Source organism: Kitasatospora sp. NPDC004531 (assembly GCF_053602195.1).
In genome coordinates this window covers 14,853-27,275 of the sequence record NZ_JBSGDD010000040.1, presented here as the reverse complement: position 1 = coordinate 27,275, position 12,423 = coordinate 14,853, and the positions used below count along the sequence as shown (strand labels likewise).

General features: G+C 75.1%; 10 protein-coding genes. 6 read left to right on the top strand and 4 right to left on the bottom strand.

The genetic code is table 11. The features are described from left to right. Positions 1-128: 128 nt before the first annotated feature. Positions 129-1,700 (top strand): serine hydrolase domain-containing protein, encoded by a 1,572-nt coding sequence (locus ACWEMJ_RS17995; RefSeq protein WP_452138027.1) that lies wholly within the window; start codon positions 129-131, stop codon positions 1,698-1,700. Between the two features lie 59 nt (positions 1,701-1,759). Here ACWEMJ_RS17995 and ACWEMJ_RS17990 read toward each other — a convergent pair whose 3' ends face one another. The 4 genes from ACWEMJ_RS17990 to ACWEMJ_RS17975 all read right to left on the bottom strand — a co-directional run bounded on the left by ACWEMJ_RS17990 (position 1,760) and on the right by ACWEMJ_RS17975 (position 5,226). Then, the gene (locus tag ACWEMJ_RS17990; RefSeq protein ID WP_452138026.1) at positions 1,760-2,497 is read right to left on the bottom strand and encodes an isocitrate lyase/PEP mutase family protein; all 738 of its coding nucleotides are present in this window, start codon (positions 2,495-2,497) and stop codon (positions 1,760-1,762) included. 105 nt (positions 2,498-2,602) lie between these two features. Then, entirely contained in the window at positions 2,603-3,223 is a 621-nt protein-coding gene (locus ACWEMJ_RS17985; RefSeq protein WP_452138025.1) for a mycothiol-dependent nitroreductase Rv2466c family protein, read from the bottom strand. A gap of 168 nt (positions 3,224-3,391) precedes the next feature. Next, positions 3,392-4,201 (bottom strand): ABC transporter permease, encoded by an 810-nt coding sequence (locus ACWEMJ_RS17980; RefSeq protein WP_452138024.1) that lies wholly within the window; start codon positions 4,199-4,201, stop codon positions 3,392-3,394. Then, positions 4,198-5,226: an ABC transporter ATP-binding protein gene (locus ACWEMJ_RS17975; protein WP_452138023.1), complete on the bottom strand. Its 1,029-nt coding sequence runs from the start codon at positions 5,224-5,226 to the stop codon at positions 4,198-4,200. Before ACWEMJ_RS17975 ends, ACWEMJ_RS17980 begins: the two co-directional genes overlap by 4 nt. A gap of 274 nt (positions 5,227-5,500) precedes the next feature. On the opposite strand from ACWEMJ_RS17975, the gene ACWEMJ_RS17970 reads away from it, so the two are divergent. From ACWEMJ_RS17970 to ACWEMJ_RS17950, 5 genes are all read left to right on the top strand, one after another. Beyond that, positions 5,501-5,665, top strand: coding sequence for a hypothetical protein (locus ACWEMJ_RS17970; RefSeq protein ID WP_157852240.1), 165 nt, complete (start codon positions 5,501-5,503; stop codon positions 5,663-5,665). A gap of 101 nt (positions 5,666-5,766) precedes the next feature. After that, positions 5,767-7,002, top strand: coding sequence for a cytochrome P450 (locus ACWEMJ_RS17965; protein ID WP_452138022.1), 1,236 nt, complete (start codon positions 5,767-5,769; stop codon positions 7,000-7,002). Then, positions 6,999-7,802, top strand: coding sequence for a biotin/lipoyl-containing protein (locus tag ACWEMJ_RS17960; RefSeq protein ID WP_452138021.1), 804 nt, complete (start codon positions 6,999-7,001; stop codon positions 7,800-7,802). The genes ACWEMJ_RS17965 and ACWEMJ_RS17960 overlap by 4 nt, the downstream gene beginning before the upstream one ends. Beyond that, positions 7,799-10,171 (top strand): ATP-binding cassette domain-containing protein, encoded by a 2,373-nt coding sequence (locus ACWEMJ_RS17955; protein WP_452138020.1) that lies wholly within the window; start codon positions 7,799-7,801, stop codon positions 10,169-10,171. The genes ACWEMJ_RS17960 and ACWEMJ_RS17955 overlap by 4 nt, the downstream gene beginning before the upstream one ends. Next, positions 10,168-12,423 carry an ATP-binding cassette domain-containing protein gene (locus ACWEMJ_RS17950; protein WP_452138019.1) on the top strand — a complete coding sequence of 752 codons (2,256 nt, stop codon included), beginning with the start codon at positions 10,168-10,170 and terminating at the stop codon, positions 12,421-12,423. The genes ACWEMJ_RS17955 and ACWEMJ_RS17950 overlap by 4 nt, the downstream gene beginning before the upstream one ends.

Below are 12,423 nucleotides of genomic sequence, written 5' to 3'. Positions count from 1 at the left end.
CCCCGGGGTGGCCGATCGGCCACTTCGAAGCGGTCCGGTCGGCCGCCGCGGCACCCTGCTGACCTGCGGGAACGTGAGGTGTCGTCAACCGGCGGCGACCATGCCGCCCGTACCTCCCGGAGGAGCCCGTGCCCCCGTCCGACACCACCTCGGCACCGCCCCGAGCCGCCCGCAGGAGTGCGCGGTGGACGGCGGCGGTGGCCGTGGTCGCCGCACTGGCCGCCTTCGCGGCCGGCCCGCGCAGCGCACCGGTCGCCGCGCACCGCAGCGGTGACGCCGCGTTGGCCGAGCGGGTCGCCGCGCTGCTGCCGGACGGGCAGGGCGCGGGCGGCTCGGTCGGAGTCTCGGTCGCGGTGGTGGACCACGACACCGTCACCCGCGCCGCGCTGGGGACGGTCGACGGCTCCACCCCCGTCACGCCGGACACCGCGTTCGAGACCGGTTCCGCCCAGAAGGTGCTGACCGCGTCGCTGCTCGGCAGCCTGCTGGAGGACGGGCGGATCCGGCTCACCGACACCGTCGGCGCGCTGTGGCCCGAGCGGACCTTCGCCGACCCGGCGGTGGCCGGCATCACCGTCGAGCAACTGGCCACCCACACCGCCGGGTTGCCGTCCTTCCCGAGCGACGGCGCGCGCTTCCCGCTGGCGATGGCCGGCTACCTGCTCGGCGGCAACGGCTACGCGATCCTGCCGGACCCGGTGCACGCGCTGGCCGGCCTGTCCGGCTTCGGCCCGAAGCCGGACACCGCGTGGTCCTACTCCAATCTCGGCTACGCCGTGCTTGGCGAGACCCTCGCCAAGGTGGACGGCCGCGACTACCCCACCGCGCTGCGCGAGCGCGTCCTCGCCCCGCTCGGCATGGTCCGCACCACGGTCCGCACCACCCCCGGCACCCCGGACGGCGCCGCGCTGCCGTTCCACACCGCCGGCACGCCGGTCGTGCCGTGGACCAACCCCGGTTGGGAAGCGGTCGGCACCGGCACCTGGACCACCAGCGCGGACCTGGCCGCCTTCCTGCGGGCCAACGCCGGCCCGAACCCGCCCGCCGCGCTCGCCCTCACCCACCGGCCGCGCGCCGCCGTCCCCGACTACGCCGACCGCGACGGGCACATCGGCCTCGGCTGGCAGCTGTGGAACGCCGGCGGCACCACCGTCCGCTGGCACAACGGACTCACCAACGGCACCCGGACGTTCCTCGCCCACACCGCCGACGGGCGGGCGGTGGTGGTGCTCGCCAACTCCACCCGCACCCCGGTCGAGCGGATCGGCTTCGAGCTGCTCGGCATCGACGCCGCCGAGTTCGACGAGCCGCAGAGCCCGCACCCCGTGCTGCTGGCCGGCACCGCGCTGCTCGCGGCCGGCGTGCCCGCGCTCGCGCTGCTCGGCATGGTGCGCCCGCGCCGAACGCGGCCGTCCCGCCCGCTGGACCGGCTGAAGGCCGTCTCGCTGCCGGTGTCCGGCGCCGCGTGCTGGCTGCTGGCGCTGCGGCTCGGCGAGTGGGGGCACCTGCCCGGCGTGCTGGGCGCGCTCGGCGCCGGGCTCTGGGCGGCGGCCGCCGCCGAGTCCGTCCGCCGCTGGCCCGGCCTGCCGACCGCCCGGGGCCGCCGGCCGTGGCTGCGGGCCGTCACCTTCGCGCTGGCGGTGCTGCCGCCGGCGGTGCTGCTCGGCACGACGGCGGTGATCACCCTCGACCTGCCCTGACCACGCCCGCGGGCCCGCTCCGATCGCCGGAGCGGGCCCGCGGGCGTGTCGTCGGTGGCCTACTGCGGGGCGATGCGGCGGGCCAGGGCCGTGATGTCCTCCGCGGTGCGGACCTGGAGGGAGCCGCCGAAGGTGACGCGGGCGGCGCCGAGCGAGCCGAGGCGGGCCGGGGTGGTGGCGTCGAGGTGGCAGAGGGCGTTCAGCGGGCGGGCGACGGCGGCCGCGAGTTCGGGCAGGTCCGACTCGGGGGCGAGGATCGGGTAGACGACGTCCACGCCCGCGTCGATGTACAGGGCGGCGCGCTTGACGGTCGACTCCACCGTGCGGTCGCCGAACAGGTAGGTGTCGACCCGGGCGTTCAGCACCAGCCGGTCGCCGGCGGCGGCGCGCACCTGGGCGAGCCAATCGGCGTGCCGGTCCGGGTCGTTGAGCTGCCTGGCGGCGGCGACGGAATCCTCCAGGTTGCAGCCCACCACGCCCGCGTCCAGCAGCCGTTCGACGATCTCGGCCGGGGCGAGGCCGTAGCCCGCCTCGATGTCGGCGGTCACCGGGACGTCCACCGAACGGGCGATTCGCTTGACCGCGGCGAACATCTCGTCGGCCGGGGTGTGGCCGCCGTCCCGGTGGCCGAGGGTGGCGGCGACGGCCGAGCTGGAGGTGGCCAGCGCGGTGAAGCCGGCGTCCGCGAACGCCCGGGCGCTGACCGCGTCCCAGACGTTCGGCAGGACCAGCGGGTCCGAGGGGTCGGTGCGATCGTGCAGGGCCAGGAACTCGGCGGCGCTCATGGTGGCGGCCATCGGGGGTCTCCTCCTCGTCGGTGCGGGTGCCGGTGCGGGCCGGCGGCCGTGAGCCGTCCGATGTCGGCGGCCGACCGCCGGCCGTCAGCTGTCAGCTGTCAGCTGTCAGTCGAAGTTGAGCGAACCGGTGCGGGTGCGCTTCAGCTCGAAGAAGTCCGGGAAGTTGGCCAGCGCCCGGGCGCCGTCGAAGATGGCGGCGGCCTGCTCGCCGCGCGGGATCGAGTTCAGCACCGGGCCGAAGAACGCCACCCCGTCGATGTGGATGGTCGGCGTGCCGACGTCCTCGCCGACCGGGTCCATGCCCTCGTGGTGGCTCTTGCGCAGCGCCTCGTCCCACTGGTCGGTGTCGGCGGCGGCGAGCAGCTCCGCGGGCAACCCGGCCTCGGCGAGGGCCTCGGCGGCGACGGCAGGGAAGTCCTTGTTCCCGCCGTTGTGGATCCGGGTGCCCATGGCCGTGTACAGCGCCGGGAGCACCTCCTCGCCGTGCTGGACGGCGGCGGCGGTGCAGATCCGCGTGAGGGCCAGCGAGTTGTCGACCAACTCGCGGTACCAGTCCGGCAGTTCACGGTTCTCGTTCAGCACGTACAGGCTCATCACCCGGAACCGCAGGTCGATCGGCCGGAGCTGCTGCACCTCCAGGATCCAGCGGGAGGTGATCCAGGCGAACGGGCAGGCCGGGTCGAAGTAGAAGTCGACCTTGGCGGCGGGAGTGGTGCTGGAGGTCACGCGGTGTCTCCGGTCTCAACTGCGGCGAAGGTTCGCGCCGTTCGAACAAGATTCGGACAACGCAGCCTACGTCGCGCGGAGTTGACGCTCCATTGTTTAACGCCGACGGCCCCCGGTCGGGGAGGCCGGCGGCGTTTCGCGCTTCATGCGGGCCGGTCGGGGGGTGCGTCAGCCGCGTCGGGGCTCCCAGCGCAGCAGCCGGCGGGAGAGTGCGAACGCGGCCGCCAGCCAGGCTGCCACCAGCAGCAGCGACGGGGCGGCGGACGTCCATCCGTGCAGCAGGTCCAGCTCGCGCAGCGGGCCGCCGGTCCAGCTCTCCGCGCCGAACTCGCGGCCGAACCAGGCCGTGCGCAGCCCGCGGATCACCGGCGACAGCGGCAGCGCGCCCGCCGGCCCCCGCAGCCAGTCGGGCAGCGAGGCGACCGGGGTGAACACGCCCGCGCCGAACATGCACAGCACCAGGACGGGCGTGGCCACCAGCGGGGCGGTCTCGGTGGTCGGGGTCAGCCCGGAGAGCGCCACCGCCAGCACCGAGAACAGCAGGTAGCCGCCGAGCAGGGTGAGCAGCAGCAGCCCCGGATCGGCCGGCAGCGGGGCGCCGAACCAGCCCACCGCGACGCCGCCCAGCACCAGCGCCTGGATCAGCACCACGACCGCGCCCGCGCCCAACTGCCCGGCGAACACCGCGCTCGGCGGGCACTCGGTGCCGCGCAGCCGCTTGAGCACCAGCTCCTCGCGGCGCGCCACCACGGCGCCCAGCAGGTTGACGAACGAGGTCACCAGCGCCAGCCCGAGCAGCCCGACCGCCACGTAGCCGGCGGCGTTCACCCCGCCGATCCGCTGGTCGCGCAGCGGCGCGGCGATCACCAGGTTGAGCAGCACCGGCAGCAGGAACCCGATGAAGGTGGACCGCCGGTTGCGCCAGAACACCTTCCAGGACAGGCCGAACTGGCCCTTGGCGTACCTGAACCAGCTCATCGGGAGGCTCCCTCGGGAACGGCGTGACGGTGGGCTTCCGGAGCGGCGACAGGGTCGGGCGCGGGGTGACGGGCGGCGGCGTGACGGGCGGCAGGGCCGGTGGGGCGGTGGGCGGCGGCCAGGTCGAGGAAGACGTCCTCCAGCGAGCTGGCGCGGACCTCCAGCCCGTCGAGCTCGACGCCCTGCGCGGCCGACCAGGCGTGCAGCGCGGCCAGCGCGGGCGCCGAACGCGGCACCCGGTACACCGCCCGCCCGTCCGCCAACGACGGTGCGGCGCCCAGCAGTTCGGGCAGCGACGCGAGCGGGCGGCCGGGCGGCAGCGGCAGCGTGATCAGGTCGCCGCGGCCGGACAGCACCTCCCCGACGGTGCCCGCGGCCGCGATCAGGCCGGCGTCCATGATGGCCACCCGGTCGGCCAACTGCTGGGCCTCCTCCAGGTAGTGGGTGGTCAGCACCACCGTGGTGCCGCCCGCCCGCAGCTCCTCGACCAGCCGCCAGGTGGCCCGCCGGGCCTCCGGGTCCATGCCGGTGGTCGGCTCGTCCAGGAACAGCAGCTCCGGGTCGTTCAGCACCGCCAGCGCCAGGTCCAGCCGCCGCCGCTCGCCGCCGGACAGCTGCCCGACCCGGGTGCCCGCCTTCGCCTCCAGCGCCACCCGGGCCAGCACCTCGGCGGTGGGACGGGCCCGGCTGGTGAAGGACCGCCAGCAGTCGACCGTCTCCTTGACCGTCAGCTCCTTGAAGAACCCGCCCTCCTGGAGCATCGTGCCGGTCCGCCGGCGCACCCGGGTGCCCGCCGTGAACGGGTCCAGGCCGAACACCCGGACGCTGCCGGAGGTCGGCGGGTGATAGCCCTCCAGCACCTCCAGCGTGGTGGTCTTGCCCGCGCCGTTGGTGCCGAGCAGAGCAAAGAGCTCACCGCGGGCGATGGTGAAGGAGATGCCGCGCACCGCCTCGTAGTCGCCGTAACTGCGCCGCAGATCCACTACCTCCACGGCCGGGGAATTCTTCTCGGAAAGAGGTGTCATGAATGCAGCGTGACGGGTGCGTGCGAGTATCTGCAAGTAGCGCATCGCCGCAGGTCAGAGTATGTGCAAAATGTCATCCCGGGTCGTGACATTTACGCTGCCGGGGAACTGACATCTCCTACTGCACGGGTTTTCGGAACCCGGTCATAGTTGAGACATCGCCGAGAGCGGAACCGGAGAAACGCAGAACCGGAAAAGCGAACGGCGGCCACCGAAAGACGAGGCGACCGACCCGACGAGCGGGCCGGCGCCGCGAAACCCGAGGGAGATTCCCATGGCGCAGAACGAGATCAACAAGGACGAGCAGTTCGACATCGAGGTCGAGGAGCTGGACACCGTCAACGGCGGCGTCTCCGTCTCCTCCCTGCTCTCCGCCGCCTGCCCGGTGTCGAGCTTCAGCTCGGTGTCGAACTCCGTCGCCGAGGTCGCGGCCGAGTAATTCGGGTCCTGTGCGGGGGTGGTCCGTTCCGGCGGCCCACCCCCGCACCCCACCCGGCCCCAACGCCGTTGCCCCACCGTCGGATTGAAGGAGAGCCGGGCATGGACAGCCTCCGGCACGAGCTGACGCGGTTCATCCAGCAGCCCACCGCGCAGCAGGACCCACCCGCGCTCTACCGCAGGCTGCTGGCCGAGGCGCCCGTGCTGGACCTCGGCCCGCTGTACGTGGTCTCCGGCCACCAGGAGATCCTCGCCGTCCTGATGAACCCCGGCACCAACGTCGACCCGACCACCGTCGGACTGCCCCGGGCGGGCAACACCGCCCTGCTCAAGGTCGTCAACCGGATGCTGCCGATGCGCGACGGCGCCGACCACACCCGGCTCAAGCGGCTCGCCACGGCCGCGTTCAGCCACCGCCGGCTGGAGCAGATGCGCGAACGGATCGAGACCACCGCCGCCCGACTGCTCGCCCCGCTGATCGCCGCCGGCTCCTTCGAGCTGGTCGCCGACCTCGCCGTGCCGCTGCCGGTCGCCGTCTCCTGCGCCATCCTGGACGTCCCCGACTCCGAGCACGACCGGATCACCGGCTGGGCCTCCCTGGTCGCCCGCTCCCTGCTCGACCCCTTCGGGGACGGTCCGGAAGCCGCCGAGCTGGACGCCGAGTTCGCCGAATTCCGCCGCTACGTCGAGGAGTTGTGCGCCGAAAGGGCCGCCCGGCCCGGCGACGACCTGATCTCCCGGCTGACCACCGCCCGCGACGAGGGCCGCCTCGACACCGAGGAACTGCTCGCCTTCGTGGTGATGCTGCTGGCCAACGGCCTCGAAACGCTCACCTCCGGACTGGCTGTCGCCGCCTGGGAGTTGATCCGCACCCCCGGCCTGGACGCCCGGCTGCGCGCCGAACCCGCGCTCGCCGCCGCCGTCTTCGACGAGGCCCAGCGGCTCGGCAGCCCCGTCCGGGCCAGCGCCCGCGCCCTCACCCGCGAGGTCGCCCTCGGCGACACCGCCATCCCGGCCGGCAGCGTCGCCATGCTGCTGTACGCCGCCGCCAACCGCGACCCGCGGCGCTACGCCTACCCCGACCGCTTCGACCCCGACCGCCCCGAGCGCCAGCACCTCGCCTTCGGCCACGGCCCGCACCACTGCCTCGGCGCGCCGCTGTCGCTGATCGCCGGCGCCGCCGTGCTGCGCGGCCTCGCCGAAGCCGGCCGCACCCGGCGGCTCGGTACCACGCTGACCGACGCCACCGCGCGCCGCCACGAACAGTTCGCCTTCGGCGGCATCCGCGAACTCCCGGTGCTTTGCCCGCTGCGCCAGCACGAGGAGGTGGCGGCGTGAGCACCGCGACCGAGACCCCGAACACGGACACCGCCGCACGCCGGCAGACCGCCGCCGTCGCCGCGGCGCGGGCCGCCGCCGTCCTGGAGCCCGGGCTCGACCGGCCGGTGCGGCTGATCGGCGCGCGACTGTGGGTGGCCGGCGTCGCGCTGGTGCTGGCCGTCGGCGCGGGCGCGGGCTGGACGGTGTGGGGCACCCTCCCGAACACCCTGACGGTGCCCGCCGTCGCCGCACACGGCACCGCGCCGGTGCGGGTCGCCGCGACACGGGCCGGCAGCCTGGTCGCGTTCCGGGTCGGCCCCGGCCAGCGCGTGACGGCCGGCCAGACACTGGCGCAGCTCGCCGGGCCGGACGGGACGACCACCGACCTGACCGCCCCCGTGAGCGGCACCGTCAGCGCCCTGCTGACTGCGCCCGGCGCGCAACTCGCCCCCGGCGCGCCCGTACTGGCGCTCGACGCGGCCGACGCGCCGCCCACCCTCCGCCTGCTGGTCGCCGACCCGAAGGACGCCGCGAAGCTCACCCCGGGCCGCCCCGTCCTGGTGCCGCTGCCCGGCGGGGGAGCGGTCCACGCCGTCATCGACCGGATCGACCCGCTCCCCGTCCGCGCCGACACCCTCGACGGCACCCTCCCCACCACCGTCCCCGGCCTGCCCACCGGCGCCACCCCCCTCTGGCTCGCCTACGCCCACCTCCCCCCGAACACCCCCCTCCCCGCCCCCCTGCCCCTCGACGTCCGCATCGACCTCGGCAGCCGCCACCCGTACCAGGCCGTCCTCGGAAAGGAGGCCAAGCGATGAGACCCACCACCACCCACACCGCCGAACCCCCACCACCGCCCCCCGAGACAGCCACCGAAGGCCCGGCCGGTCGCCACGTTCGGATCGACCCTGCACCGACTCCCGAAGCCCCCGAGTCCGCGAAGTCCCCGAAGCCTGCCAAGTCCCCAACCGCCAAGCGCCGCAAGCACATCCGTACTCCCGTCGTTCCGCAGATGGAGGAGCAGGACTGTGGGGCCGCGTGTCTCGCGGTGGTGCTCGGGGCGTTCGGGCGGCGGGTGACGTTGCAGGAGGCGTCGCGGGCGTGCGGGGTGAGCCGGGACGGGGTGAGTGCGGCGGCGGTGGCGCGGGCGGCCGGGCGGTACGGGCTGGTGGCCCGGGGCCGCCGGGTGGTGCGCGGCGAGGACCGGCTGGAGGGGCTGGGCTCGGTGCCGGTGCCGTCGATGGTGCTGGTGACCGGCCCGCACTTCGCGGTGTTCGAGGGCGTCAAGCGCGGCCGGGTGTACCTCAACGACCCGTCGCTGGGCTCCTATTCGGCGACCCCGGCGGAGTTCTGGGACTCCTTCGCGGGCATCGCCGTCGGCTTCGAGCCGGGCCCGGACTTCGAGCGCGGCGGCCGCCGCTTCCCGCTGCTGCGCTCGCTCGCGGAACGGATGCGGCCGTACGCCTGGCCGCTGCTGGTCGCGGTGCTGGTCGGCATGCTGATGACGGTGCCGGGCGTGGCGGGCGCGTTCCTGCTGCGGACGTACCTGGCGGCCGTGGTGAACGGCGGCGCGGACGGCTGGGCGGTGCCGCTGACGGTGGCCGGCCTGTCCGTGGCGGGGCTGGTGCTGGCCGGGAACTGGCTGCGCTCGGCGATGGTGAACCGGGTGCTGGAGGCGATGGCCGCCCGCTCCTCGGCCGCCTTCCTGTGGCGGATGCTGCGGCTGCCGGGCGCGTTCTTCCACCGGCGGCAGCTGGGCGGACTGGTCACCCGGGTGCAGCTCAACGACGGCCTGGCGAACCTGCTGTCCTACCGGGTCGCGGGCGCGGCGTCCGCACTGGCCGCCGCCGCCGTGCACCTGACGGCACTGGTCTGGCTGGCCCCGGAGCTGGCCGCGATCCCGCTGGCCGTCGCGGTCCTCGACACCCTCGCGCTGCGCTCCGCCGACCGCCGCCGGGGCGGCATGATCCACCGGCTGCACGCGGAGGGCCACAAGCGCGACGGGGTGGCGTTCGCGGGCGTCTCGGCGATCGAGACGGTCAAGGCGGAGGGCGCGGAGGACGCGCTGTTCCGCTCCTGGGCGGGCTGGCAGGCCCGCGCCGCGCACACCGGCCAGCGGGTCGCCGAGTCCGTCCTGGTGCCGCTCTCGCTGCCCGGCGCGCTCAACTCGGCCGCCGCCGCCGTCGCGGTGGTCGCCGGCACGGTGCTGCTGCTGGCCGGCTCGCTGTCCTTCGGCACGCTGCTGGCGTTCCTGCTGCTGCTCAACGGGTTTCTCCTGCCGGTGTCCCAACTGGTCGGCACCGGTGCTGAGTTCACCGTCGCCCGGGCGCAGAACGCGCTGCTGGAGGACGTCGCGACCAGCGAGGTCGACCCGTACCTGACGCCCGTCCTCGACAGCCCGGCCGAACCCGTCCGGCTGCGCGGCGAACTGGAGCTGCGCGAGCTGGAGTTCGGCTACGACCCGAACCGGCCGCCCGCGCTGTCCGGCATCTCGCTGCGGATCGCCCCCGGCGAGTGGGTCGCCGTGGTCGGCGGCTCGGGCAGCGGCAAGTCCACGCTGGCCCGGCTGGCGGCGGGCGTGCTGCGCCCGTGGAAGGGCGAGGTGCTGCTCGACGGGCGCCCCCGCGACGACTGGCACCGGTCCGTCGTGACCTCCCAGGTCGCCTACGTGGAACAGCAGTTGAGGCTCTTCGAGGGCACCGTCCGGGAGAACCTGACGCTCTGGGACCCGTCCGCCGACGAGGACGCCCTGCACCGGGCCCTCGCCGACGCGGAGGCCGCCGAACTCGTCCGCCGGCGCGGCGGGTTGGACGCCCGGATCGACGAGGACGCCCGCAACTGGTCCGGCGGCGAACGCCAACGCCTGGAGATCGCACGGGCGTTGGCCCTCGACCCGGCCCTGGTGGTGCTCGACGAGGCGACCAGCGCGCTGGACGCGCACACCGAGGCCGCCGTCAACGCGCACCTGCGCCGCCGCGGCACCAGCTGCCTGGTGCTGGCCCACCGGCTCAGCACCATCCAGGCCGCCGACCGCGTCGTGGTGATCGACCGGGGCCGCATCGTCCAGCAGGGCCCGCCCGCCGAACTCGCCGAACAGGACGGCCCCTACCGGGAGTTGCTGCGCGAGGCCGGCCACGGCACGGCCGGCGCCGAGAACCACCCCGCCCGAACGGAGGAGCAGGCATGAGCACCGCCACCGCCGCCCGCCAGGACGGCCCGCAGACCGCCGCGGCGGACGAGGAGCGCGACCCGGCGACCCGGGCCGACGCCACCGCGGCTGCCAACCGGACCGCACTCGCGGCCGCGTTGGCCGAACTGGGCACCGCCGCCACCACCGACCGTCCGCCCACCTCCCCGCGCCCCGGCGACCGTTCGCCGTTCGCGCCGCGCCACCGCGCGGACCAGGCGCGGGAGGTGCTGCGGGCGCTGGGAGTGCCGGTGCCCGAGGAGATCCCCGCCGCGGTGCGGGACGCCGCCGACCCGGTGACGGCGCTGCTGCGCCGGGCCCAGGTGCGCTGGCGCCCCGTCACCCTCCCGGACGGGGACGAGCGCGGCACGGCCGGCCCGATGGTGGCGTTCGCCGCCGAGGACGGCCGGCCGATCGCCCTGATACCCCGGGCCGGACGGCACCGCCGTCACGACCCGGCCTCCGAACGGGCCTCCGCCCGGACGGAGTTGAGCCGCCAGGCGCTGCTGCTGTACCCGCCGCTGCCACCGGGGCGCCCGACCCCGGGAGTCCTGCTGCGCTTCGCCCTCGCGGTTCCCGGTGCCCGCCGGGACCTCGCGGTGCTGAGCCTCGCGGGGCTGGTCTCGGCGCTGCTCGGCCTGCTCGTCCCGCTGTCCACCGGAGTGCTGCTGCCCGGCCTGCTGCTGGCCGAGAAGCACCCGGTGCGCTGGCTGGCCGTGCTGCTGGGCTCCGCGGTGGTGGCGTCCTGGCTGCTCACGCTGGTCCGCAACACCGCGGCCGTCCGGCTCACCAGCCGGGTGCAGCACGCGCTCGAACCCGCCGTCTGGGACCGGCTGCTGGCCCAGGACGCGCGGTTCTTCCGCGACTTCACCACGGGTGATCTGGTGCACCGGGCGAACGCGGTGGCGCAGGCCCGGCAGGCCCTCTCGGAGGTGCTGGTGGGCGCCGTGCTGGGCGCGGTGTTCGCCGTCACCGGCCTGACGGTGCTGCTGCTGGTGGACTGGCGGCTCGGCGGGCTGCTGCTGCTCGCCGTGCTGGCGGTGACGGCCGTGCTGCTGCTGCTCGGCCGTCGCCGCCAGGAGTTCGAATCGCAGGTGTTCGAGGCGCACGGGCAGCTCCAAGGGGTGCTGTACGGGCTGCTGCTGGGCATCGACAAGATCCAGACCGCGGGCCGGGAGATCCAGGCCTTCGCCCGCTGGGCGACCCCGTTCGCCGGGCAGAAACGCGCCGACGCCGCCGCGATGCGCTCCGACGCGGCCGCCGGGGCGCTGACCACCGCGCTGCAACCGCTGCTGCTGGCCGTGCTGCTGGCCGGCGCGACCTTCGGCCCGGCCGCCGCGGCCGGGCACCTGATGGCGGCCGGCGTCGCGGCCGGCCAGGTCGCCCTGGCACTCGGCCAGGTCACCCACGCCGCGGCGAGCGCGTACGGCGTCGCCCCGGTGCTGGAGCGGCTGCGCCCGATCCTTGCCGAACCGGCCGCCGCCGCCGGGGCCGACCGGACCGGGCAGCTCGCCGACCCGGGCCGGCTGAAGGGCCGACTCGCCCTGGAGAACGTGACGTTCCGCTACCCGGGCAGCGCGCTGCCCGCCCTCGACGGGGTGTCGCTGCACGCCGAGCCCGGCGAGTTCGTCGCCGTGGTCGGCCCGTCCGGCGCCGGCAAGTCCACCCTGATCCGGCTGCTGCTCGGCTTCGAACAGCCCGAGTCCGGCGCGATCCGCTACGACGGGCGCGAACTCGCCACGCTGGACGCCCGGTTGGTGCGCCGACAGCTCGGCTCGGTGCTCCAGCACGGCCGGATGCTGCGCGGCTCGCTGCTGGAGAACCTGGCCGGCGCCGACCCCGACATCGACCAGGAACGCATCTGGCACGCCGCCGAACTCGCCGGCATCGCCGACGAGTTGCGCGCCCTGCCGATGGGTCTGGGCACCCGGGTCGGCGAGGACGCGCAGGGTTTCTCCGGCGGCCAGGTGCAGCGCCTGCTGCTGGCCCGCGCCCTGGTCCGCGACCCCGCCGTGCTGCTGCTCGACGAAGCCACCTCCGCCCTCGACAACGCCACCCAGCAGCGGGTCGCCGACGCCGTCGCCGGCCTCGACCGCACCCGCCTGGTGATCGCCCACCGACTGAGCACCATCCGCACCGCCGACCGGATCCACGTGCTGGACGGGGGACGGGTGTCCGCCTCGGGCACCTACCGCGAACTGCTCGGCTCCGACCCGCTGTTCACCCGACTCGCCCGCTTCCAGGAGATGTGA

Coding starts and splice junctions, on each gene's coding strand:
- ACWEMJ_RS17990 (WP_452138026.1), bottom strand. CDS start 2,497: ATGGCCGCCACCATGAGCGCCGCCGAGTTCCTGGCCCTGCACGATCGC.
- ACWEMJ_RS17980 (WP_452138024.1), bottom strand. CDS start 4,201: ATGAGCTGGTTCAGGTACGCCAAGGGCCAGTTCGGCCTGTCCTGGAAG.
- ACWEMJ_RS17975 (WP_452138023.1), bottom strand. CDS start 5,226: ATGACACCTCTTTCCGAGAAGAATTCCCCGGCCGTGGAGGTAGTGGAT.
- ACWEMJ_RS17970 (WP_157852240.1), top strand. CDS start 5,501: ATGGCGCAGAACGAGATCAACAAGGACGAGCAGTTCGACATCGAGGTC.
- ACWEMJ_RS17965 (WP_452138022.1), top strand. CDS start 5,767: ATGGACAGCCTCCGGCACGAGCTGACGCGGTTCATCCAGCAGCCCACC.
- ACWEMJ_RS17955 (WP_452138020.1), top strand. CDS start 7,799: ATGAGACCCACCACCACCCACACCGCCGAACCCCCACCACCGCCCCCC.
- ACWEMJ_RS17950 (WP_452138019.1), top strand. CDS start 10,168: ATGAGCACCGCCACCGCCGCCCGCCAGGACGGCCCGCAGACCGCCGCG.